The sequence below is a fragment of the Enterobacter sp. GD03975 genome, from assembly GCF_029838645.1.
GTDB classification, from domain to species: domain Bacteria; phylum Pseudomonadota; class Gammaproteobacteria; order Enterobacterales; family Enterobacteriaceae; genus Enterobacter; species Enterobacter quasihormaechei.
In genome coordinates, this window is record NZ_JAOBZC010000001.1 from 152,666 (window position 1) to 175,501 (window position 22,836).

General features: G+C 57.1%; 23 protein-coding genes and 1 pseudogene. 17 read left to right on the top strand and 7 right to left on the bottom strand.

Features of this window, described 5'->3' with window-relative positions; translation table 11 throughout:
* The first annotated feature begins 3 nt into the window (after positions 1-3).
* From urtB to zinT, 5 genes are read left to right on the top strand one after another with little or no spacing between them, the layout of a single operon-like run.
* Positions 4-1,578 (top strand): urea ABC transporter permease subunit UrtB, encoded by a 1,575-nt coding sequence (gene urtB / locus N5C09_RS00650; RefSeq protein ID WP_279748225.1) that lies wholly within the window; start codon positions 4-6, stop codon positions 1,576-1,578.
* Positions 1,578-2,651: an urea ABC transporter permease subunit UrtC gene (gene urtC / locus N5C09_RS00655; RefSeq protein ID WP_279748226.1), complete on the top strand. Its 1,074-nt coding sequence runs from the start codon at positions 1,578-1,580 to the stop codon at positions 2,649-2,651. The genes urtB and urtC overlap by 1 nt, the downstream gene beginning before the upstream one ends.
* Positions 2,651-3,448, top strand: a complete 798-nt coding sequence (urtD, locus tag N5C09_RS00660; RefSeq protein ID WP_064910555.1) for an urea ABC transporter ATP-binding protein UrtD — start codon at positions 2,651-2,653, stop codon at positions 3,446-3,448. Before urtC ends, urtD begins: the two co-directional genes overlap by 1 nt.
* A gap of 9 nt (positions 3,449-3,457) precedes the next feature.
* Positions 3,458-4,156, top strand: a complete 699-nt coding sequence (gene urtE, locus N5C09_RS00665; protein ID WP_063451340.1) for an urea ABC transporter ATP-binding subunit UrtE — start codon at positions 3,458-3,460, stop codon at positions 4,154-4,156.
* A gap of 52 nt (positions 4,157-4,208) precedes the next feature.
* A complete protein-coding gene (gene zinT / locus N5C09_RS00670) occupies positions 4,209-4,847 on the top strand; it encodes a metal-binding protein ZinT (RefSeq protein WP_063867073.1) in 639 nt (212 codons plus the stop codon).
* 46 nt (positions 4,848-4,893) lie between these two features.
* Here zinT and ydeE read toward each other — a convergent pair whose 3' ends face one another.
* Positions 4,894-6,111, bottom strand: coding sequence for an efflux MFS transporter YdeE (gene ydeE, locus N5C09_RS00675; RefSeq protein ID WP_102751203.1), 1,218 nt, complete (start codon positions 6,109-6,111; stop codon positions 4,894-4,896).
* Between the two features lie 193 nt (positions 6,112-6,304).
* Between ydeE and eamA the strand changes: the two genes are divergently transcribed.
* Positions 6,305-7,204, top strand: coding sequence for an O-acetylserine/cysteine exporter (gene eamA, locus N5C09_RS00680; RefSeq protein WP_063451338.1), 900 nt, complete (start codon positions 6,305-6,307; stop codon positions 7,202-7,204).
* A 38-nt stretch (positions 7,205-7,242) separates the two neighbouring features.
* On the opposite strand, the gene marB is transcribed toward eamA, so the two are convergent.
* Genes marB through marR form a run of 3 tightly spaced genes read right to left on the bottom strand, consistent with a single transcriptional unit; the run spans position 7,243 to position 8,326 of the window.
* A complete protein-coding gene (gene marB, locus N5C09_RS00685) occupies positions 7,243-7,458 on the bottom strand; it encodes a multiple antibiotic resistance protein MarB (protein WP_063866723.1) in 216 nt (71 codons plus the stop codon).
* A gap of 32 nt (positions 7,459-7,490) precedes the next feature.
* On the bottom strand, positions 7,491-7,871 hold the full coding sequence (gene marA, locus N5C09_RS00690; protein WP_001303241.1) for an MDR efflux pump AcrAB transcriptional activator MarA: 381 nt from the start codon (positions 7,869-7,871) through the stop codon (positions 7,491-7,493).
* 20 nt (positions 7,872-7,891) lie between these two features.
* Positions 7,892-8,326, bottom strand: coding sequence for a multiple antibiotic resistance transcriptional regulator MarR (gene marR / locus N5C09_RS00695; RefSeq protein WP_003857182.1), 435 nt, complete (start codon positions 8,324-8,326; stop codon positions 7,892-7,894).
* A gap of 256 nt (positions 8,327-8,582) precedes the next feature.
* Here marR and N5C09_RS00700 point away from each other — a divergent pair, with 256 nt between their 5' ends.
* The gene (locus N5C09_RS00700) at positions 8,583-9,248 is read left to right on the top strand and encodes a MarC family NAAT transporter (protein ID WP_063866722.1); all 666 of its coding nucleotides are present in this window, start codon (positions 8,583-8,585) and stop codon (positions 9,246-9,248) included.
* Between the two features lie 45 nt (positions 9,249-9,293).
* Here the strand turns inward: N5C09_RS00700 and N5C09_RS00705 are convergent, their stop codons facing one another.
* Positions 9,294-10,490 carry a sugar transporter gene (locus N5C09_RS00705; protein WP_063866721.1) on the bottom strand — a complete coding sequence of 399 codons (1,197 nt, stop codon included), beginning with the start codon at positions 10,488-10,490 and terminating at the stop codon, positions 9,294-9,296.
* Between the two features lie 176 nt (positions 10,491-10,666).
* On the opposite strand from N5C09_RS00705, the gene N5C09_RS00710 reads away from it, so the two are divergent.
* Positions 10,667-11,455 carry a PhzF family phenazine biosynthesis protein gene (locus tag N5C09_RS00710; RefSeq protein ID WP_236329811.1) on the top strand — a complete coding sequence of 263 codons (789 nt, stop codon included), beginning with the start codon at positions 10,667-10,669 and terminating at the stop codon, positions 11,453-11,455.
* 24 nt (positions 11,456-11,479) lie between these two features.
* Positions 11,480-12,292: a PhzF family phenazine biosynthesis protein gene (locus tag N5C09_RS00715; RefSeq protein ID WP_279748227.1), complete on the top strand. Its 813-nt coding sequence runs from the start codon at positions 11,480-11,482 to the stop codon at positions 12,290-12,292.
* Positions 12,293-12,312: 20 nt separating this feature from the next.
* Here the strand turns inward: N5C09_RS00715 and N5C09_RS00720 are convergent, their stop codons facing one another.
* Entirely contained in the window at positions 12,313-13,191 is an 879-nt protein-coding gene (locus N5C09_RS00720; RefSeq protein ID WP_279748228.1) for a LysR family transcriptional regulator, read from the bottom strand.
* A 99-nt stretch (positions 13,192-13,290) separates the two neighbouring features.
* On the opposite strand from N5C09_RS00720, the gene sad reads away from it, so the two are divergent.
* The 8 genes from sad (at position 13,291) to N5C09_RS00760 (ending at position 22,059) form a co-directional block, all read left to right on the top strand.
* Positions 13,291-14,673, top strand: a complete 1,383-nt coding sequence (sad, locus tag N5C09_RS00725) for a succinate-semialdehyde dehydrogenase (protein WP_279748229.1) — start codon at positions 13,291-13,293, stop codon at positions 14,671-14,673.
* 127 nt (positions 14,674-14,800) lie between these two features.
* The gene (locus N5C09_RS00730; protein WP_063866716.1) at positions 14,801-16,390 is read left to right on the top strand and encodes a methyl-accepting chemotaxis protein; all 1,590 of its coding nucleotides are present in this window, start codon (positions 14,801-14,803) and stop codon (positions 16,388-16,390) included.
* 62 nt (positions 16,391-16,452) lie between these two features.
* The gene (glsB, locus tag N5C09_RS00735) at positions 16,453-17,379 is read left to right on the top strand and encodes a glutaminase B (protein WP_063866715.1); all 927 of its coding nucleotides are present in this window, start codon (positions 16,453-16,455) and stop codon (positions 17,377-17,379) included.
* Positions 17,379-17,741 (top strand): DUF4186 domain-containing protein, encoded by a 363-nt coding sequence (locus N5C09_RS00740; protein ID WP_063451328.1) that lies wholly within the window; start codon positions 17,379-17,381, stop codon positions 17,739-17,741. Before glsB ends, N5C09_RS00740 begins: the two co-directional genes overlap by 1 nt.
* 58 nt (positions 17,742-17,799) lie before the next feature.
* A complete protein-coding gene (locus N5C09_RS00745) occupies positions 17,800-18,765 on the top strand; it encodes a sensor domain-containing diguanylate cyclase (protein ID WP_279748230.1) in 966 nt (321 codons plus the stop codon).
* A gap of 82 nt (positions 18,766-18,847) precedes the next feature.
* On the top strand, positions 18,848-19,375 hold the full coding sequence (locus tag N5C09_RS00750; RefSeq protein ID WP_063866713.1) for a GNAT family N-acetyltransferase: 528 nt from the start codon (positions 18,848-18,850) through the stop codon (positions 19,373-19,375).
* Between the two features lie 117 nt (positions 19,376-19,492).
* Positions 19,493-20,944, top strand: a complete 1,452-nt coding sequence (locus tag N5C09_RS00755) for a tagaturonate reductase (protein ID WP_279748231.1) — start codon at positions 19,493-19,495, stop codon at positions 20,942-20,944.
* Positions 20,945-21,144: 200 nt separating this feature from the next.
* Positions 21,145-22,059: a bestrophin family protein gene (locus N5C09_RS00760; protein ID WP_279748232.1), complete on the top strand. Its 915-nt coding sequence runs from the start codon at positions 21,145-21,147 to the stop codon at positions 22,057-22,059.
* On the opposite strand, the pseudogene N5C09_RS00765 reads toward N5C09_RS00760, so the two are convergent.
* Positions 22,047-22,615: pseudogene (locus N5C09_RS00765) on the bottom strand (GNAT family N-acetyltransferase). The gene N5C09_RS00760 and the pseudogene N5C09_RS00765 sit on opposite strands and share 13 nt — an antisense overlap.
* Between the last annotated feature and the right edge of the window lie 221 nt (positions 22,616-22,836).

The following is a 22,836-nucleotide window of genomic DNA, read 5'->3' on the forward strand; positions in this document are numbered from 1 at the left end:
GTCATGAACGCCATGCGCATCATTATTGCGATTGTGTGGCTTACCGGACTGCTGCCAGGGATGGCGCAGGCATCGGATGCCGATGATTTCGTTGCCGCCACCCGGAGCCAGCAGACCGCTATGCTGACCCGGTGGGCGGCCGCGCCGGAACCTGCACGTTTGTCGCTGCTTAAGGCGCTGCAAACCGAGAATCTTTATACCGACAGCCAGAAGCATGCTTTTACCCGCATCGACGGCGGCATGGTTGCACTGGGGGCATCAAAAACCGCCGAAGGGGCAACCAAAGCCGTGCGCCTCACCAACCGGCTGCGCGTATTAACCCTCACGGCGCTGGCGACCCATCAGCTTGTCAGTGACAGTGTCACGGAAAGGCGGCATGCCGCGCGGCAGCTTCAGCGTGATGCCCAGCCGGAGATGCTCGGCTTCCTGCAACAGCGAGCCGGTCGCGAAACGGACGATGTCACCCGGCAGTCGCTGATGCTGGCGCTGGCAAACCTTCAGCTGACCAGCCCACAGGCTGAAATACGGCTGAAGGCGGTTGAGCTGCTGGGACAGTCTGACGATCCGGACGTGCAGGCCACGCTGGCACCGCTCACCCAGGCGCAAACCGAACCGGATGCACGGGTACGTGCCGCAGCTACCGAAAGCCTGGATCGTATCCAGCACCGTTTAATGTGGGGCGAACTGCTGGGGCAGGCCTTTATGGGCCTGTCGTTGGGATCGGTGCTGCTGCTGGCCGCCCTCGGGCTGGCTATCACCTATGGTCTGCTGGGCGTGATCAACATGGCGCACGGCGAGATGCTGATGCTCGGGGCGTATGCCACCTGGATGGTGCAGCAGATGATGGCGCAGTGGATGCCTCAGTGGCTGGCGCTCTATCCGGTGATAGCGCTGCCGGTGGCGTTTTGCCTGACGGCAGGTATCGGCATGGTGCTGGAGCGCACGGTGATACGCCATCTGTATGGCCGCCCGCTGGAAACGCTGCTCGCCACCTGGGGGATCAGCCTGATGCTCATCCAGCTGGTGCGCATGACCTTTGGCGCACAGAACCTTGAGGTCGCGAACCCGGCCTGGCTGTCCGGCGGCGTGCAGGTTTTCGCCAACCTGACGCTACCGTGGAACCGCATTGTGGTGCTCGGCTTTGTGCTGCTGGTGCTGTTTTTCACCTGGCTGATTCTGAACAAAACGCGTCTGGGCCTGAACGTGCGGGCGGTGACGCAAAACCGCAGCATGGCGGCCTGCTGCGGCGTGCCGACCGGGCGGGTTGATATGCTGGCGTTTGGCCTCGGGTCCGGCATCGCCGGGCTGGGCGGCGTGGCATTGTCCCAGCTGGGGAACGTGGGGCCGGAGCTGGGTCAGGGGTACATCATCGATTCGTTCCTGGTGGTGGTGCTGGGCGGCGTCGGTCAGCTCGCCGGTAGCGTGGCGGCGGCCTTTGGACTTGGCATCTTCAATAAAATTCTTGAACCGCAGATGGGCGCGGTGCTGGGCAAAATCCTGATTCTGGTGGCGATTATTCTCTTTATCCAGAAGCGTCCGCAGGGGTTATTCGCACTGAAAGGGAGGGTGACAGACTGATGAGCCAGCCAATGACCTTAACACTGGCGCGCAGCGCACCGCGTACCACGCAGATTGTCGGCAGCCTGCTGGTTGCGGCGCTGCTGGTGCTGCCTTTTCTCGCGCTGTTGCCTTCCACGCATCCGCTGGCTGTCTCCACGTGGATGCTGACGCTCGTCGGCAAAATCCTCTGCTACGCGGTTGTCGCCGTGGCCCTCGATCTGGTGTGGGGCTATGCCGGCATGCTCTCGCTGGGGCACGGCATATTCTTCGCCCTGGGCGGGTATGCGATGGGCATGTACCTGATGCGCCAGGCGGCTGGCGACGGCCTGCCCGCGTTTATGTCGTTTCTGTCGTGGAGTGAACTGCCGTGGTTCTGGTGGGGGACGCAGCATTTCGCCTGGGCGCTGGTTTTAATCGTGACGGTCCCCGGCCTGCTGGCGCTGGTCTTCGGCTGGTTTGCTTTCCGCTCAAAGATCAAAGGGGTCTATTTCTCCATTATGACCCAGGCGCTGACCTATGCGGGGATGCTGCTTTTCTTTCGCAATGAAACCGGCTTTGGCGGCAATAACGGCTTTACCGGCTTTACCACGCTGCTCGGGTTTTCCGTCACGGCGACCACGACGCGGATCGCGCTGTTTATCTCGACCGTAATGCTGCTGCTTCTGGCTCTGGGCACAGGCTACGCGCTGGCGAAGAGTAAGTTTGGCCGCATTTTGACGGCGGTACGCGACGCGGAAAACCGCCTGACGTTTTGCGGCTACGATCTGCGCGGCTTCAAGCTGCTGGTCTGGACGCTCTCTGCCGTGCTGTGCGGCCTGGCGGGGGCGCTGTACGTTCCGCAGGTGGGCATTATCAACCCGGGCGAGATGTCGCCAACCAACTCCATTGAAGCGGCCATCTGGGTCGCGCTGGGCGGGCGCGGCACGCTGGTGGGCCCGGTGATCGGCGCGGCGCTGGTCAACGGTGCGAAGAGCTTTTTCACCGTGGCGATGCCGGAGTACTGGCAGCTGTTTCTGGGGCTGATTTTCATTGCCGTCACGCTGTTTTTACCGCGCGGCGTGTTCGGTCTGTTGCGTAAGGGAGAGAAATAATGCAGCCCTCTGAAGGACTCTTTACCCGCCAGCTGCCGGGCGATCGTTACCGCGAGCAGACCGATCCGGTATTGCAGCTTGAGGCAATTAACGTCAGCTTCGACGGCTTTAAGGCATTGACCGATCTCTCGCTGAATATCGGCGTCGGGGAGCTGCGCTGCATCATTGGGCCTAACGGTGCGGGCAAAACCACGCTGATGGACGTGATCACCGGCAAAACCCGGCCAAAAAGCGGCAAAGCCATTTACGATCAGTCCATCGATCTGACAACCCTTGAACCGGCTGCCATTGCCCGGCAGGGGATTGGGCGTAAGTTCCAGAAGCCGACGGTGTTTGAAGCGCTGACCGTATGGGAAAACCTCGAAATCGCCATGAAGGCCGACAGGTCTGTCTGGGCGAGCCTGCGGGCCACGCTCAGCGGCGAACAGCGCGACCGCATTGACGAAATGCTGTTATTGCTGCGGCTTGGCAGCGAGCGCGATCGCCGCGCCGGACTGCTTTCCCACGGGCAGAAGCAGTTTCTGGAGATTGGCATGCTGCTGGTGCAGGACCCGCATCTGCTGCTGCTGGACGAACCCGCCGCCGGCATGACCGACGCCGAGACGGAATACACCGCCGAACTGTTCCGCACCCTGGCAGGTAAACATTCGTTGATGGTGGTTGAGCACGATATGGGCTTCGTTGAGACCATCGCCGACCACGTCACGGTGCTGCATCAGGGACGCGTGCTGGCAGAAGGCTCGCTTCGCGAGGTACAGGCCAATGAACAGGTGATTGACGTCTATCTGGGACGCTAAGGAGAACGCATGTTGCAGGTTAACGAGCTGAATCAGTACTACGGCGGAAGCCATATTCTGCGCGGGGTGAACTTTGAAGCGGCCGTCGGGGAAGTCACCTGCCTTTTGGGGCGCAACGGGGTGGGCAAAACCACCCTGCTGAGGTGCCTGATGGGGCTGATCCCGGTGAAAACCGGGGAGGTGGTCTGGCAGGGGAAAACCATCACCCACAGTAAGCCGCACCAGCGGGTGCAGTCCGGCGTGGCATATGTTCCGCAGGGGCGCGAGATTTTTCCCCGTCTCACCGTTGAGGAAAATCTGCTGATGGGGCTGTCGCGCTTTTCCGCGCGCAGTGCAAAAGGCGTACCGGAGGAGATATGGCAGCTTTTCCCGGTGCTGAAAGAGATGAAGCACCGTCGCGGGGGCGATCTTTCCGGTGGTCAGCAGCAGCAGCTGGCGATTGGGCGGGCGCTGGCGAGCCGTCCACGGTTGCTGATCCTGGATGAACCTACGGAAGGTATTCAGCCGTCGGTGATTAAAGAGATCGGCCAGGTGATCCGCAGCCTGGCAAACCGGGGGGATATGGCGATTTTGCTGGTGGAGCAGTTTTACGATTTTGCAGCGGAGCTGGCCGACAGCTATCTGGTGATGTCGCGCGGCAGTATTGTCCAGCACGGGCGCGGGGAAAATATGGAGCAGGAGGGCGTTCGCGGACTGGTTGCGATCTGAGATGTTATACTATAACATCCTCATTCTTATAACACGGAATGAGGGTTTTGCTTTGGCTGCACATGCTGGAAAAATTGCGCTGACTCTGGGAACGCTGCTGGTAAGCGGCTCGCTTTTTGCCCATTCGCACGGTCATCAGATGACGGAGGCGGAACAGAAGGCGGCGAACGGCGTCTTTGAAGATAAAGACGTCAGGGACAGAAAATTGTCTGACTGGGACGGGACCTGGCAGTCTGTTTATCCGTTCCTGCTTGATGGTTCGCTGGATCCGGTTTTTCAAAAGAAAGCAGAGAAGGGTGACAAATCCGCTGACGAGGTGAAAGCTTACTACCGCAAGGGTTACGCCACGGACGTGGACGCCATTGGTATTGAAAACAACGTGATGGCGTTCCACCGAGGCAAGACGGTGAGCAGCTGCCGCTACGACTATAGCGGCTACAAAATTTTGACCTATGCTTCGGGTAAAAAGGGCGTTCGCTACCTGTTTGAGTGTAAGGATAACGCGAGCCAGGCGCCGAAATTTGTGCAGTTCAGCGACCATACCATCGGGCCGAAAGCCTCTTCACACTTCCATATCTTCATGGGAAACACCTCCCACGAGGCGCTGCTGAAGGAGATGGATAACTGGCCGACCTATTACCCGAATGAGATGTACAAAGAGCAGGTGGTGGAAGAGATGTTGCACCACTAGGCTGTTGGTTTTGCCGGGTGGCGGCTTCGCCTTACCCGGCCTACGATTAGGGTTTTCCAGGTCGGGTAAGCGCAGCGCCACCCGACACGCTATCTTCACTTTTCACGCGCATCCCGCGCAAAATCATCAGCCACGCCGCGACGATGGCGGCCATCATAATAATAAATAACGACCAGTGCGGCAGATGCGTCAGGATCAGCCCCGTGATCATCGGGTTCGCCGCCGCCCCCAGCCAGCCCAGCGCTTGCGCGGAGAAGTAGCTCGCCTTCATGCCCGGCGGGGCGATATTGTCGATCAGCATGTATTCGCCCGGCGCATAGATAATTTCACCCAGGGTGAAAATCGCCGCCGCGATCCCCCAGTAAATCAGGTTCTCGCCGGAGAGCATAAACCCACCCAGCCCGAGGATGAAAAAGAGCGTCGCGGCAGTCATTAGCGGGCGGATGTTGCTGGCGGAGATCTTGCGGCCAAGGGCGTATTGCAGGGTGACCACCACCACCGCGTTGACGGGCAACACAACGGCCACCACCTTTTCTGCGAAATCGCTGTCCGCATACGCGGCGAGGACATATTGAGAAATGCAGGTGGCGAACGATCCGCCCACGTAGGACGCCAGCAGGCCGGAGAGCGTGTACCAGAACAGCGCCCGGTCCTTCAGCAGCACCGAGGGCTGCCACGGCGCTTTTTCTTCCACGCTGTCAGACGCTACGCTTTTCTGCACAAAGAAATGGATAAACCCGAGCGGCAGTGCGGCGCAGAAGGCCGCCAGCCAGAACGGCAGTTGCAGGCTGTACATCACCAGCAGGGTGCCCATCGGCGGCCCGATGGTCCAGCCGATATTCAGAAAACTGTAGTTGAGCGAGAACACGCGCGCCTTTTCGCTGGTGGTCAGCACGTCGGCAAACCATGCTTTCAGCACCGTTGAGAATACGGAATAGGCGCAGTTAATCAGGGCAAAGAACAGCACCACCAGCGTAACGTTATTCACCAGCGGAATGGCCACAAACCCGGCAATAAAGGCCACGATGGCGATCAGCATATAGCGTTTTTTGTCGAACTTATCCGCCAGGATGCCAAACCCCAGGCTAAACACCACGCCTATGGTCAACGCCACGGTAAGGGCGTAGCCAATATTCTCCACGCTCATGTTGTACACGCGCGTGAGATAAATGGTCATAAAGGGCAGCGTTGCCCCGCGGCCAATTGTTAATAACAATGACGACGCCAGCAGCGCTGCGGTTGAGCGCCTGAGAGATGGTTTCATTTTCCTGCCCGACAAATGCTTATGCTTTTTTTGTTGTGTTATTACAGGATTATCACGGGATCGGCAGCTTGTATAGCACCCAATTTATCCGCAAGTGCTTCGCCTCTGTACCAGAATTAATGATCTTCTCGCGGGGCTATTTTTTCTGTTACCTTGAAGTGTTTACAAAAATTTAATAATTCAGGGGCGGAAGATGACGCGTAAAGACGGGCTGTTGGCGTTGCTGGTTGTGGTGGTGTGGGGACTCAATTTTGTGGTCATCAAAATGGGGTTGCACAACATGCCTCCGCTGATGCTGGCCGGTCTGCGCTTCCTGCTGGTGGCGTTCCCGGCGCTGCTGTTCGTTGCCCGTCCGAAAATTCCCCTCAAGCTTCTGCTGGGCTACGGCCTGACCATCAGTTTTGGTCAGTTTGCGTTTCTCTTTTGCGCCATTAAATTCGGTATGCCTGCGGGTCTGGCTTCGCTGGTGCTCCAGGTGCAGGCGTTCTTTACCATTATTCTCGGCGCGTTTGTCTTTGGCGAGCGCTTGCAGGGCAAACAGCTGGCGGGCATAAGCCTTGCGGTCTTTGGCGTGCTGGTGCTGATAGAAGGCAGCCTTAACGGTCAGCATGTCGCCCTGCTGGGCTTTATGCTGACCCTGGCGGCGGGGCTGAGCTGGGCGTGCGGCAACATCTTCAACAAGCTGATAATGCAGCACGAGGCGCGTCCGGCGGTGATGTCGCTGGTGGTCTGGAGCGCGTTGATCCCCATCGTGCCGTTTATGGCCGCGTCGTTTATTCTGGATGGCCCGCAGGTGATGCTGAAAAGCCTGGTGGAGATCGACCTGACGACCATTTTGTCGCTGGTCTATCTGGCGTTAGTTGCCTCAATCATTGGCTACGGCATCTGGGGATCGCTGCTCGGGCGCTATGAAACCTGGCGCGTGGCGCCGTTATCGCTGCTGGTGCCGGTGGTCGGGCTTGCCAGCTCCGCACTTTTACTGGACGAAACGCTCAGCGCGCTGCAACTGTCTGGTGCGGGGTTGATTATGGCCGGGCTGTATATCAACGTCTTTGGCTTACGGGTGCGTCGGGCGACGCGAGTGCGGAGTTAAGGCAGAAAAAAGCCCCGCCATAGCGGGGCAAAAACGAATTACAGGTCGTGGTTGTAATACGGCACGCCTAATTCGTCGGATTTGTCGCTGCCAGCGCCCATGTGATTGAAGTCATAGGGAGACTGGCTTTGCGTGGACGGCATAATCATGGTGTCACGATTATTTTGCTGCCCCGCACTGGGGGTTTGCTCCGCGAAACTCTGGCCGGAAACCAGCACCAGCAAGGTGAGGGCGGCGGAGACGATAAATTTCATGATTTCCTCGGTTACGTCTTAACAGGCGATGATTAACTGCAATGTTTTAGCGGATACAGATAACGGGATTCACCCGGCATACTGGTAATACGGTACTTATGAGGCGGCACGTCAAAGTAGTTCTTGAACGTACGCGTCAGGGTTTGCTGCGATTCAAAACCATAACGCTCCGCCAGATAAAGGATCGGCTCATTGCTTTCTTTCAGCTTCTGGGCAATCTCCGTCAGCTTGCGGCTGCGAATATATTGACCTAATGAATGACCGGTCTCTTTTTTGAACATCCGTTGCAGGTGCCATTTTGAGTAACCTGAACGCTCAGACACTTTTTCAAGAGAGAGCGGAGATTCCAGGTTATCTTCGATCCAGTCCAAAATGCTATGAATGGTGATAGCGTCAGTATTGCGTCTGGACATCGTCATACCTCTTTTTCTGTTTACGGCAGGATTTTCTTGAGTAAAAGCTCAAGCGTTGCCACTTCATCTGCCGTTAAGTTTTTTGTTAGTTCCTGGTGCAGTGTTTGTCCTACTAATTGATGACATTGCTCACACATGGCCGCGCCATCGCTGGTCAGTTTCACCAGTACGCCACGTTTGTCATTCGGGTTAGGGCTTCGTTCGACCCATCCTTTACAGACGAGACGATCCAGCATGCGGGTTAACGCACCCAGATCGACAGAGAGCACCTTTTTCAGCTCAACCGGCGTGATACACACTTCGCAGCGAATGGAACACAGCACTTTGAACTGTGTTGCGGTGATATCCAGCGGTGACAGGTAGTCATTGAGCAGGCGATCTTTTTTCTGGTTAACCATATGAATAAGACGACCCAGTGGGATTATGTCGTTAAAGAGGTCACTGGTGCTTTTCACAATGGTTGCCCTGGCAAGTAGTTTAGTCACGGCAGATATTATTGCTCAGGCAAGTATAAGTCAACTGAATGAATCAGCCGATGCCACGAATTGCTAAAACGCTTCAGGAACTTTTTCAGTACGCTTTTAAATCAGTTACATAATCTGAGGTTATTGGTTGCGCGGGGCAATGAGAGTTACGTTACGCGGATGGCTCAGGACGAGGGTTTCCCCCTATAATTGCGGTGTTGAATAAGGATAAGGACTGCGGTGCACTATGTTGGATTTGATTAAGGCAGTGGGGCTTGGGCTGGTGGTGTTGCTGCCGCTGGCGAACCCGTTAACGACGGTAGCACTATTTCTGGGGCTGGCGGGGAACATGAACAGCGCGGAGCGCAATCAGCAGTCGATGATGGCCTCCGTATACGTTTTTGCCATCATGATGGTGGCGTATTATGCCGGGCAGCTGGTGATGAATACCTTCGGCATCTCCATTCCGGGCCTGCGTATTGCCGGCGGGCTGATCGTGGCCTTTATTGGTTTCCGGATGCTGTTCCCGGCGCAAAAAGCGCACGAATCGCCGGAAGCGAAAAGCAAATCGGAGGAGCTTGAAAGCGAACCGAGCGCCAATATCGCCTTTGTGCCGTTAGCCATGCCGAGCACGGCGGGGCCGGGGACGATTGCGATGATCATCAGTTCCGCCTCAACGGTGCGCGATGGTTCGACTTTCCCGGACTGGGTTATCACCGTTGCGCCGCCGCTCATTTTTGGGCTTATCGCCCTTATCGTCTGGGGATCGTTACGCAGTTCCGGGGCGATTATGCGCTGGGTAGGCAAGGGGGGGATTGAAGCTATCTCCCGTCTGATGGGCTTCCTGCTGGTCTGTATGGGCGTGCAGTTTATTATTAACGGCGTGCTGGAGATTGTGAAGACGTACCATTGAGAACAGTGCCGGGTGGCGGCTACGCCTTACCCGGCAAACTCAACGTCAACCGTGGCTGGTCTGTTCTTCCATCGCGACCGGCCATTTACGGAAGATCAGCACCGACCAGATCAGTGCGATCAGCGCCGGAACAGCCCCAAGATAGCCAATGGCCGACATCGACACATGCAGGCTGATCTGATTACCCACCAGCGCGCCGGCCCCAATTCCCAGATTAAAAATTCCGGAGAAGAGCGACATCGCCACGTCCGTGGCATCCGGTGCCAGTGCCAGCACTTTGACCTGCATTCCCAGACCGATAATCATGATCGCCACGCCCCAAAACAGGCTGAGGATCGCCAGATGGCTTTCGCTACCCGCCGCAGGCATCAGTAAAAGCAGGCACGCCAGCAGCAGGCCAATCGCACCGCTTACAAGCGCAGACGCGTGTCGATTGCCCAGCTTCCCAAACAGGACACTGCCGATAATCCCCGCGCCGCCCAGGATCAGCAGCAGAACGGTGGCGAAGTTGGCGCTGAAGCCCGCGACAACCTGTACGAACGGCTCAATATAGCTATAGGCCGTATAGTGGGCAGTCACCACAATCACGGTCAGCAGATAGATGCTCATCAGCGCCGGACGACGCACCAGCAGCGGCAGACTTTTCAGCGAGCCGGAGTGTTCGCTCGGCAGTTTTGGCAGCAGTTTAACCAGACACACCAGCGTGATCAGCGCCCCCATGCCGATGGCAAAGAAGGTGGTGCGCCAGCCAAAGTATTGACCCACGATACGCCCGATGGGCAAGCCTAACACCATCGCCAGCGCCGTTCCGGTGGCAATCAGGCTAAGCGCCTGGGCGCGTTTACCCGCGGGCGCCAGACGAATGGCGAGCGACGCGGTAATCGACCAGAAAACGGCATGGGCAAAGGCGATACCCGTGCGGCTGATGACCAGCACCGTAAAGTTCCATGCCATAAACGACAGCACATGGCTGGCAATGAACACCACAAACAGCCCAATCAGCAGCTTACGGCGTTCCATCTGGCTGGTCAGCAGCATAAACGGCAGCGACATCAGCGCCACGACCCATGCATAGATGGTCAGCATGATGCCTGCCTGTGCCGTCTCCATGTTGAAGCTGGCTGCGATGTCAGACAGCAGTCCAACCGGAACAAACTCCGTGGTGTTGAAAATAAACGCTGCGATGGCGAGCGTGACCACGCGTAGCCACGCGACCCTGCGGGAAACCGTGTGTGTTGTCATAGGGATATCTGGGATTCGTTGCCTGAAAGATGAGGTGACGATCTTAAAGCGTTAAACGGCGAAAACTCAACCGTTATGTGACGTGAATCACAAAATTTACCTTCATGCAGCGGTAGCGAGCGAGGGGGATTTCATTGAAGATAGAGAACAACACAACAAAAACGGGCGGTAACTCGATGCAGGAGATTGATTTTTATCTGGTAGATGCGTTCAGCGCGTCCTCCTTTGGCGGCAACCCGGCGGCGGTATGCCCGCTGAAAGCGTGGCTGCCGGATGAGACGTTACTGCGTATGGCGCAACAGCATAACCAGTCGGAAACCGCGTTTTTTGTCTGCACCGAAGGGGGGATTGAGCTGCGCTGGTTCACCACGCTTACCGAGGTTAATCTCTGCGGTCACGCGACCCTTGCCGCAGCGTATGTTCTGTTCAACGAACTGGACTATCCGGACTCGCGCATTCATTTCGATACCGCTTCCGGCCGCCTGACCGTCAGCCGGGAGGGTGACTGGATGACGCTGGATTTCCCCGCCTGCCCGACGCAGGCGCAGATGCCGCCTCCAGAGATGCTCTCCGCGCTCGGTATCAGCCGCTATGTTGACGCCCGCATAGGCCGTGCCTGGGTGCTGGTGCTGGAAAACCGCGAGCAGGTGGAAGCCGTTACGCCGGACTTCTCCGCCATGTTGCCGGGCGTTCATAAGGTGGCTGTGACCGCCCGGGATGAGGGGGAGTATGATTTTGTCAGCCGTTTCTTTTCGCCGGGCGTGGCCGTGCCGGAAGATCCGGTCACCGGCTCCGCACACACCATGCTGGTCCCATACTGGAGTGAGAAACTCGGTAAAACAAAGATGTTTGCGCGTCAGGTTTCTGCCCGCGGTGGGGACGTCCGCTGCGAACTTAAGGGCGACCGCGTGCTGATGGGCGGGCAGGCGTCACTGTATCTCAAGGGCACAGTTTTTCTGCGCTGACTAAATGGATAAGAGGAATAAACGATGCAGGAAATTGATTTTTATCTGGTAGATGCCTTCAGCGACAGGGCGTTCGGCGGCAACGCAGCGGCAGTGTGTCCGCTGGAGTCCTGGCTTGCGGACGAGACGTTGCTCAACATGGCGAAACAGCATAACCAGTCGGAGACGGCGTTCTTCGTGCGCACGGACGAAGGCTTTGAGCTGCGCTGGTTTACCACGCAGGATGAAATTAACCTGTGCGGCCACGCGACCCTGGCCGCCGCGCACGTCATTTTTGAATACCTGGACTATCCGCACACGGAGATTACCTTTAGCACGCGCTTCGTGGGGGATCTGACGGTAACTCGCAGCGGCGACTGGCTGACGCTGAATTTCCCGGCCTGGTCAACCGAGGCCGTCGACAACCCGCCGCCGGCGCTGTTCAGCGCGCTGGGCATTAGCGCGGCGAAAGAGGTGCGCGTCGGTCGTGACTATATGGTCGTGCTCGACAGCCAGCAGCAGGTGGAGGCCCTGACGCCGGACATCGCGGCGATGATCCCGCTGGGGAAAATGGTCTGCATCACGGCGCCGGGGGACGCGTATGATTTCGTCAGCCGCTTCTTCTGTCCGGGTGAAGGGGTGCCGGAAGATCCGGTCACGGGCTCAACCCACAGCATGCTAATCCCGTACTGGAGCGAAAAGCTCGGTAAAACGCAGATGGTTGCCCGCCAGGTGTCCCGACGCGGCGGCGATTTGCGCTGCGCGCTGAAGGGCGACCGCGTATTGATTGGCGGGCAGGCCACGCTGTATATGAAGGGGAAAGTTTACCTTCGCCTTCAGGATTACGGACAACGTTAATTGCCCGTACGCTGATGCTGTTATGCAGAAGTCGCCGATGGCTGACGTTCGTTCAGCAACGCGATAAATGCCTCGAGCTGGCGCGTCATCGCCCCGCGTCGCCACACCAGCCAGGTGGTGAGCCAGCGCCAGTTCTCCGCCAGCGGCCACGCCGCTACCTGGTGGTGCCCCGGCATGCTCTCCAGCATGGAGCGGGGCATCAGCGCAATGCCTGCTCCCGCGATCACGCAGGCGAGCATCCCGTGATAGGACTCCATCTCATGGATCCGTCCCGGCGTGACGCGGTCAGCATGAAACCAGCTCTCCAGATGACGCCGGTACGAGCAGTTGGCGCGAAAGGCGTAAACGTCGCTGCCGCTCACCTGCGCGGCTTTTGATACTTCTGCGTGTCCCGCAGGGGTGACCAGCATCATCTCTTCCCGGTAAACCGGCATGCCTTCCAGCTCCGGGTGCGAGAGCGGCCCGTCGACAAAGGCCGCGCTGAGCGTGCCCTCAAGCACGCCGTCAATCATCGTGCCGGAGGGCCCGGTAGACAGCGCAAACTGAATGCGCGGATAGCGCTGGTTAAACAGCGCCAGGCTTTCCGGAATGCGCACGGCGGCGGTACTTTCCAGCGCGCCGAGGGAGAATAATCCCTGCGGTTCATCCCCGGCGACCACCATTCGGGCTTCGTCGACCAGCGCCAGGATCTGCTTGCTGTAACGTAAAAAATTGTGCCCGGCGGGGGAAAGCCGCAGGCGCTGATTCTCGCGAATAAACAGCTCCACGCCCAGATCTGCCTCAAGCTGACGGATGCGGGTGGTGAGGTTTGAAGGCACCCGGTGCACCTTCTGCGCCGCCTGGGTAATGCTGCCGGTCAGCGCGACGGCGTTAAACATCTCAAGCTGTGTTAAGTCCATACCATTCTCGATTCGTGAATAAGGTGGTGAGTATTATTCATTTTTAAGAAATACCAGAGTGGGCCACAATGAATCAACCGTTATTACGTGGAGAACATCATGACCTATTCATCTGCAACCCATGCTCTCTCTGTTAACCCGGCGACCGGCGAAACGCTGTCCGCCTGGCCGTGGGCAACGTCTCAGGACGTGGAGCGAGCCATTGCGCTGGCCGATGCCGGTTTTCGCCAGTGGCGACGCGAAGGCATAGCGCACCGGGCACAAAAACTTCGCGATTTGGGTACGGCGCTGCGCAGCCGTGCGGAAGAGATGGCGCAGACTATCTCCTGCGAGATGGGCAAGCCCATTGTCCAGGCGCGTGCGGAAGTGGCGAAATCAGCCAGCCTTTGCGACTGGTACGCCGAACACGGCCCGGCGATGTTGCGCGCGGAATCCACCCAGGTCGAAAATGCGGTCATTGAGTATCGTCCGCTGGGGCCGATCCTGGCGGTGATGCCATGGAACTTCCCGCTCTGGCAAGTGTTGCGCGGCGCGGTGCCGATCCTGCTGGCGGGGAACAGCTATCTGCTTAAGCATGCGCCAAACGTGCTCGGCTCGGCGAACCTGATTGGGCAGGTGTTCGCGGATGCCGGCTTCCCGGAGGGTGTCTTTGGCTGGGTAAACGCGACGAATGACGGCGTCAGCCAGGCGATTAACGATCGTCGTATTGCGGCGGTGACGGTGACCGGCAGCGTTCGGGCAGGCGCGGCGATTGGCGCGCAGGCAGGTGCGGCGCTGAAGAAATGCGTGCTGGAACTGGGTGGCTCCGATCCGTTTATCGTCCTGAACGATGCCGATCTGGATCTGGCCGTCAGCGCGGCCGTGGCCGGGCGTTATCAGAATACCGGACAGGTTTGCGCGGCGGCGAAACGCTTTATCGTGGAAGCGGGCGTGGCGGAAGCCTTTACCCAACGCTTTGTTGACGCGGTTGCGGCGCTGAAGATGGGCGCACCGGATGAAGAAGAGCACTACATTGGCCCGATGGCGCGATTTGACCTTCGCGATGAACTGCATCGGCAGGTGCAGGCTACGCTGGCGGAAGGGGCGACCCTGCTGCTGGGCGGAGAGAAGATGTCCGGGACCGGTAACTATTACGCACCAACCGTACTCGGCGGCGTCACCCCGGAGATGACGGCCTTCCGTCAGGAGCTGTTTGGCCCGGTAGCCGCAATTACCGTTGCGAACGATGCGGCGCATGCCTTGCAGCTGGCTAACGACAGCGACTTTGGCTTATCTGCGACGGTCTTTACCGCGAACGACGCGCAGGCTGAAACCTTCTCTCGCGAACTGGAGTGCGGCGGCGTGTTTATCAACGGCTACAGCGCCAGCGATGCGCGCGTCGCCTTTGGCGGCGTGAAGAAGAGCGGCTTCGGGCGAGAGCTTTCTCATTTCGGTCTGCACGAGTTCTGTAACGTTCAGACGGTCTGGAAGGATCGGGTGTAATGTTGTTGCCGGGTAGGGCAAGGCCGCTACCCGGCTGTTCATGTTTCCTGTCATTATTCTGCAATGGTTCTGTCATTTTCGTTTCGTAGACTCGCTCGCGTCTAACGTATTGTTACAGAAGAAAATTATGAACCTAACGCAAATTTTTCGCCGTCTTGCGCAGCGCATTATTCCCCGTCAGTTTGGCCTGCTGACCGGCATCTTTTGTATTATTGGCCTTTTCTCCGCTCTGCAACTCTCTTCCTCCTTCCTGCTGACCGCCTCCCTCAATGAAGCCCAGCGTAACGAACAGCGTAATCAGCTGGCCTGGCAGCAGCAGAGTAAGCTGGATCAGGCACGCGTTTCCCTGCTGGCCGCCAGCGATCTGCTCAACCGCTCCGGCGTTTACTTTATGCAGGATAAAGAGACCGGCTCTGAAGGGAGCTGGCATAGCCTGATGGACGAGGCGCAAAAATCCCTGGCGGCGTCTCAGCAGGCATGGCAAGCCTGGCTCGCGCTTAATCCGCCGAAAGACGAGGGGCTGGTTAACAGCTATCAGCTTTTCTTCGGCGCCATCAGAGAGCAGGCGGAAGGGCTGGTGAAAACCAACAGTATCGATCTCTTTTTTGCCGTACCTGCCCAGGCGTTTCAGACCGATTTTAATGACAACTTTGCGCGCTATCAGCAACGGAGCGAGAAGCAGGCGATACAGGGGCGTCAATCGTTGATGGAACAACTCTCAGGCCTGCAACGGCTGTTCCTGTTTGCGCCGCTGGTGCTGCTCGCCATTGCCATTGCCGTCTGGTTCGGAATGGCGAAATGGGTGATATCTCCGCTACGCCGTCTGATTGCCCATATCAACCAGCTTGCGGCAGGGGACCTGTCGGGCACGCCGCCTGACGTTATGCGCTTTAACCGGGAAATCAGCCAGCTCAGCAACAGTATTACCGCCATGCAGCGCGGGCTACAGCAGCTGGTGACTCAGGTCAGCGAGGCCACCACCTCCATGGTTGAGAATATCGGGTCACTTGCGCAGGGAAATCAGAAGCTTTATCAGCAGTCTACGCGTCAGGCAAAAGAGCTGGAGGAGGTAACGGCACATATTGCCGATCTCGAAACCCACGTTGAGGGCAATACGGGTTATGCAAAGCTCGCCCGCTCGCGTGCCGATGAGGCCCGACAGGCTGCCGCCGGCGGGGAGCAAATGATGTCTGCGGTGAATGGCTCAATGCAGACGATCGTTGACCGATCCTCAGAAATGCGCGGGATCGTCGCAATGATCGACAGCGTGGCGTTTCAGACCAACATTCTGGCCCTTAACGCCGCCATTGAAGCCGCCCATGCGGGGGAACAGGGGCGCGGATTTGCGGTGGTCGCGCGGGAAGTGGGGCTACTTGCCCGAAAAAGCAGTCACTCCACGCAAACCATCCAGGCGCTGATCAACCACTCGCTTCAGGGCATTGAGGAAGGTTCTCAGGTGGTCAACCGTCTGGAGGATAATCTGCAACAGGTCACCGGGCTGGTGGCGAATCTGAGCAGCCTGCTGAACGATATTTCGCTGGCTACCCTGAATCAGGGGGAAAGTATCCATCAGATGACCCGTCAGCTTCAGGCGCTGAATCAGGTATCGCGTCAGACGGACGTGCTGGTCAGCGAAGCGTCGAATGCCTCTGAACGCCTGCATCAGGCGTCCGATCTTTTGATGCAGGCCGTCTCGCGTTTTCGTCTCCCTGCCTGACGTGACGTATCAGCCTCTGTTATACTCGCAGCCCGTTTTAGCCTGAGGGCAAGGAGCAAAGTGTGGCTGCGGTCATCCATAATGAGATGCTGGACGAGATTCTGGCGCAGGTTCGTCCGTTACTGGGGCAGGGTAACGTTGCCGATTACATTCCCGCGCTGGCTTCAGTCAGCGGGAATAAGCTCGGCATCGCCATTTGTACTATCGACGGTCAGCGCTTTCAGGCGGGAGACGCGCTGGAGCGCTTTTCCATTCAGTCGATCTCAAAAGTGCTTAGCCTGGTTGCCGCCATGCGCCAGTATGACGAGCAGGAGATCTGGCAGCGGGTAGGCAAAGATCCGTCCGGTCAGCCGTTCAACTCCCTTCTTCAGCTCGAAATAGAGCAGGGTAAGCCGCGTAACCCGTTTATTAATGCCGGAGCGCTGGTGGTGTGCGATATGCTGCAAAGCCGGCTGAGCGCGCCGCGGCAAAGAATGCTGGAAATTGTACGTCAGCTTTCCGGCGTACAGGACATTGCCTACGATCCGGTGGTGGCGCGGTCCGAATTTGAACACTCCGCCCGTAACGCCGCCATTGCCTGGCTGATGAAGTCCTTCGGCAATTTTCATAATGACGTTGCTACGGTGCTGCAAAACTATTTCCATTACTGCGCGCTGAAGATGAACTGTGTCGAGCTGGCGCAGACTTTCCTTTTTCTGGCGCATCAGGGCCATGCCCCGCATCTGGCCGAGGACGTCGTCTCTCCGATGCAGGCCCGGCAAATTAACGCCTTAATGGCAACCAGCGGCATGTATCAGAACGCCGGGGAGTTTGCCTGGCGCGTGGGGCTACCGGCTAAATCCGGCGTTGGCGGTGGGGTTGTGGCAATTGTCCCCCACGAGATGGCGATTGCCGTCTGGAGCCCGGAACTGGACGAGACCGGTAATTCACTGGCGGGCGTGGCGGCGCTGGAACAGCTGACCAAACGTCTGGGACGGTCCGTCTACTGATGTCTACGCTCGATCCTTTATTTGCGCGCCTGGCTCGCTCGACGTTCCGTTCGCGTTTTCGTTTGGGTACCAAAGAGCGGCAATACTGCTGGGATAAGGGCGTGGAGACTATCGATCGGCATGCTGCCGATTTTGTATCCGCGCGGCTGGCACCTGCACACCCGGTGAATGACGGTAAGCAGACGCCGATGCGCGGCCATCCGGTTTTTATCGCCCAGCATGCCACGGCAACCTGCTGTCGGGGCTGTCTGGCTAAGTGGCACGCTATCCCGCAGGGCGTGCCGCTCAATGCGCAGCAACAACAGTATATCGTCAACGTGATCCATCATTGGCTGGTCATTGAGGTAAATCGTGCCTCCTGAACTGACAATGTCTCTGTTTAAGCTACGCTTTTACTAATGCTCAGCGTCAGGAGACGTTATGAAAGCACCTTTAGTTCCCGTTAATGAAGCGGAGCGCCTGATTGCTCTGCGCGAGTCCGGTCTGCTCGAGATCGACAATAATCCCGCGTTTGATCGTCTGACGCGGCTGGCATCACGCTTTTTCAGGGTGCCGCTGGCGATGATAACGCTGGTGGATGACAACGCCGTCATCGTGAAGTCTGCCGAGGGCAAAGTGCCCGTCAGGCAGCCTCGCGATCTCTCGTTCTGTGGCCATACGATTCTGGGTGATGCCCCGCTGGTGGTGAGTGACACGCTTCTGGACGAACGCTTTGCGGATAATCCGCAGGTGGTGATAGAGGGCGGCATACGCTTTTATGCCGGTTTTCCGCTGCGTTTACGCGACGGGGCGTGCGTAGGATCGCTGTGCATTATTGATTACGCACCGCGCGAATTTACGGCGGCGGATTCCGCCGTGCTGGCCGATCTTAGCGCGCTGGCAGAAGATGAATTTGCCGCAGTCAGCGCGGCCACGACCGATGAGCTTACGGGGTTGTTCAACCGTCGCGGGTTTAATCAGTTTGCGCATTTTGCCCTGTCGGTTGCGCGGCGTCGGGCAGAGCCGTTAACGCTTGGCTGGCTGGATCTGGACCATTTCAAAACCATTAACGATCGCTTCGGCCATCAGGAGGGCGACAAAGCCCTGAAAGCGATGGCTAACCTGATGCGTTCCTCCTTCCGCGAGGCCGATCTGCTGGTACGTTTCGGCGGAGATGAGTTCGCGGTGCTGTTTGCGGACACCGATGAGCCAGGCGCCTGGATCGCCATGCAGTATCTCGTCGAACAAACGGAAAAGTACAACGCGCGCCAGCTGCATCCCTGGTCGTTACAGTTCTCCTGGGGGCTGAGCGAGTTCGATCATCACCGGAACGATATGCAGGCGTGGTTAAAACAGGCGGATACGCAGATGTACGCCATGAAGCAGCAACATCACCGCGAAAAATGACATAACAAAATCCTATGTCATCGCCTGTTGCGTTACAAAAATGTTAATAGCAAAGTGGAGAGATTCAACCTAAGGACGCGCTATGAACTCTCCCATGCTAATTAAACCTCTTTCCCGGCAGGACATTCTTACCCACCTCGATGACCTGATCGATATTCTTGTCAACTGCGTTAACGGCGGTGCCTCCGTCAGTTTTATGCTGCCTTTTACTGCTGAGAAGGCGCGTACGTTCTGGCTCGGCGTTGCGGACAGCGCCGGGCGCGGCGAACGTACAGTCCTGGGCTGTTTCGATGAAGAGCAGGGCCTAATAGGAACGGTACAGCTCATCACCGATCAGCCTGAAAACCAGCCGCACCGCGCAGACGTCGCAAAACTTCTGGTTCACGAGAAGGCGCGCCGTAAAGGGGTAGCCATGGCGCTGATGGAAGCGCTGGAGGCAGTTGCGCGTGAAAAAGCGCTGACGGTGCTGGTGCTTGATACCACGACCGGCAGCGGCGCGGAGACGTTTTACCAGCGTGCAGGCTGGCAAAAGGTGGGGGAGATCCCACGATACGCGTTGATGCCGAACGGCGATATGGCGGCGACCTCGGTGTTCTATAAATTTTTGTGATTATTTTTCGCCATTGCGTCATGAGTTGATCCAGACAGGGGTTCTGGTTGTGAAGTTTTGATAAGTTATTACACCAATCTTATCAGGCTGTATGACTAATCATAAAGGACCTCCATTGTGAACACACTCAACCGTCGTGATTTCCCCGGTGCGCGCTACCCTGAACGTATCATCCAGTTCGGCGAAGGTAACTTCCTGCGCGCGTTCGTTGACTGGCAAATCGACCTTTTGAACGAGCACACCGATCTCAACTCAGGTGTGGTGATTGTTCGGCCGATCCAGAGCGATTTTCCTCCGTCGCTGAGTACTCAGGATGGTCTGTATACCACGATTATTCGGGGTCTGAACGAGCAGGGGGAAGCGGTAAGCGATGCGCGTCTTATTCGCTCTGTGAACCGTGAAATCAGCGTCTACAGCCAGTACGATGAATTTCTGGCGCTCGCCCATAACCCGGACATGCGGTTTGTCTTCTCCAACACCACGGAAGCGGGCATCAGCTATCACGCGGGCGATAAGTTTGACGATGCGCCTGCTGCCAGCTATCCGGCCAAGCTGACGCGTCTGCTGTTCGAACGCTTTACCCACTTCAACGGGGCTGCGGATAAAGGCTGGATCATCATTCCATGCGAACTCATTGACTACAACGGCGAAGCCCTGCGTGAACTGGTGCTGCGTTATGCGCAGGAGTGGGCGCTGCCGGCGGCGTTCATTGCCTGGCTGAACGACGCGAACACCTTCTGCTCGACGCTGGTTGACCGCATTGTTACCGGCTACCCGCGTGATGAGGTGGCGGAGCTGGAAGCCGGGCTGGGCTATCACGACGGTTTCCTGGACACCGCTGAACATTTCTATCTGTTTGTTATTCAGGGGCCAAAATCGCTTGCAGCCGAACTGCGCCTGGATAAATACCCGCTCAACGTCCTGATTGTTGACGATATCAAACCGTATAAAGAGCGTAAGGTGGCGATCCTCAACGGCGCGCACACGGCGCTGGTGCCGGTTGCTTATCAGGCCGGACTGGATACGGTAGGGGAAGCCATGAACGACGCGGAGATTTGCGCGTTCGTTGAAAACGCTATCTATGAGGAGATTATTCCGGTACTGGATCTGCCGCGCGACGAGCTGCAATCCTTCGCCCGTGCCGTAACGGGGCGCTTCCGTAATCCGTACATTAAGCACCAGCTGCTGTCGATTGCCTTAAACGGGATGACGAAATACCGCACCCGCATTCTGCCGCAGCTGCTGGCAGGGCAGAAGACGACCGGCAAACTGCCCGCACGACTCACATTTGCCCTGGCGGCGCTGATTGCCTTCTACCGTGCCGAACGCAACGGTGAGCGTTATCCGGTGCAGGACGATGCGCACTGGCTGGAACGTTATCAGCAGCTGTGGACGCAGCATCACGACAAGCAGATTACTACGCACGATCTGGTGTCGTCGGTGTTAAGCGTGAGCGAGCACTGGGAGCAGGACCTGACACAAGTGAATGGACTGGTAGAACAGGTTGCGCAGGATCTGGATGCGATTTTAAATAAAGGGATGCGCGATGCGGTGAAACCGCTCTGCTAATCAGACTGCCCGGCGTTAGCCGGGTATTTTATCAACTCTTTTTAGTTACAACATACTATAGGTTCTTTTTTTTAAATCATATGCAGCACCGTGCGGTTTAGGCTAATCAGGTGAGGGAATGCAATGAGTTGTTAACATGCTTGCAACCGTGACAGGGATCACGTTTAATAGCCGCGCTCTTTACTTTTCAGAAGCTGATTATGATTGTTCGTCCTCAACAGCACTGGCTGCAACTGATTTTTGTCTGGCATGGTTCGGTACTACCCAAAATTTATACCCGACTGCTGCTTAACTTCCTGCTTTCCATCGCCGTGATTGTCATGCTGCCGTGGTATACCTCGCTGGGCATCCGGTTTACCGTCGCGCCATTCAGCATTCTGGGCGTGGCTATCGCTATCTTCCTTGGCTTTCGGAACAACGCCTGCTATTCGCGCTACGTTGAGGCTCGTCTGCTTTGGGGGCAGTTGATGTTAGCGGCGCGCTCGCTGTTTCGCGAGGTAAAAAACACCTTACCGGATGATAAACATCTCGGAGAGTTTGTCCGCCTGCAAATCGCTTTTGCTAACTGTCTGCGCATGACTCTGCGTAAAGAAATCAATGCCGAGCGGCTTTCTCGCTATCTGTCTCCGGACGATTTACGTAAGGTGATGGACGCCAACTCCCCGGCGAACCGTATCCTGCTGATTATGGGGGAGTGGCTGGCCGTACGTCGGCGTAGCGGGCATCTCTCAGACATCCTGTTTCACAGCCTGAACAACCGCCTGAACGATATGTCCATCGTGCTGGCCGGCTGCGAGCGTATCGCCAATACGCCCGTCCCGTTTGCCTATACGCTGATCCTGCACCGAACGGTGTATCTGTTCTGCATCATGCTGCCGTTTGCGCTGGTTGTTGATCTGCATTACATGACGCCGTTCGTCTCCGCGCTGATTTCGTACACCTTTATCTCGCTGGATACCCTGGCGGAAGAGCTGGAAGATCCGTTTGGGACAGAAGATAACGACCTGCCGCTGGACGCCATCTGCAACATGATGGAGCGCGATCTGTTGCAGATGAACGATGAAGAGAACATCCCTGAAAGACTGATGCCGGATAAGCATTATCAGCTGACCTGACGGGCATTCCACTCGTCGCGGGTGATTTCCCACAGTTCCGAGTCCAGCACGCCGCTGACGTAGGCTTTCTTCTCCGTCCTGATGAGCCGCATGCCGCTACTGTCTGAAATACGTCGGGAGCGGCTATTGGCAGCCGCTTTCGGCTATTGGCAGCCGCTTTCGGCGCACGTAGCACCGGTTTGTTAAGCGTATTGAACCAATAATCCGTGGCCGCGATACTCGCCTCCCGCATATATCCCTGTCCCTGAAATTCCGACGAGAGCCAGAAGCCTCGGTTGTTGTCTTCCACGTCGTACAGGCAAATTAATCCCATCAGTTCATCAGGCGCTTCGCGACGGCGAATCGTCCAGAACCACGCTTTACCTTTGGCCATATCGGGCAGCGCAACGTTGTTGACATAGCTTTGAGCACCGTCGTCCGGATAGGGCCAGGGTACGGAAGCCACCATATAGCGAACAATTTCCCAGCGTGGATAACGCTGCTGGATCTGAACGGCATCGGCGGCAACGAGGGGTTTAAGCAATAGGCGTGCTGTCGTCAGCGTGGGTATCGTCATCCGGTGATCTCCATATTTGAGCGTTATGTTTTTGTTTGGGTTCTGGTATTTTTATCTTAATGATATTCTGAACGGATGTAGTGCAATTTTTTGATTCTAAGGTAGTAGTGCAAACGCTTCATTGATGTTTAATGATGACTCGAAGTGGTCATGTTTCCATAAAGTTAAACTAATAACGAGCATACGGGTTTAATATGAAGCCATTCTTTAATTTCCTCATT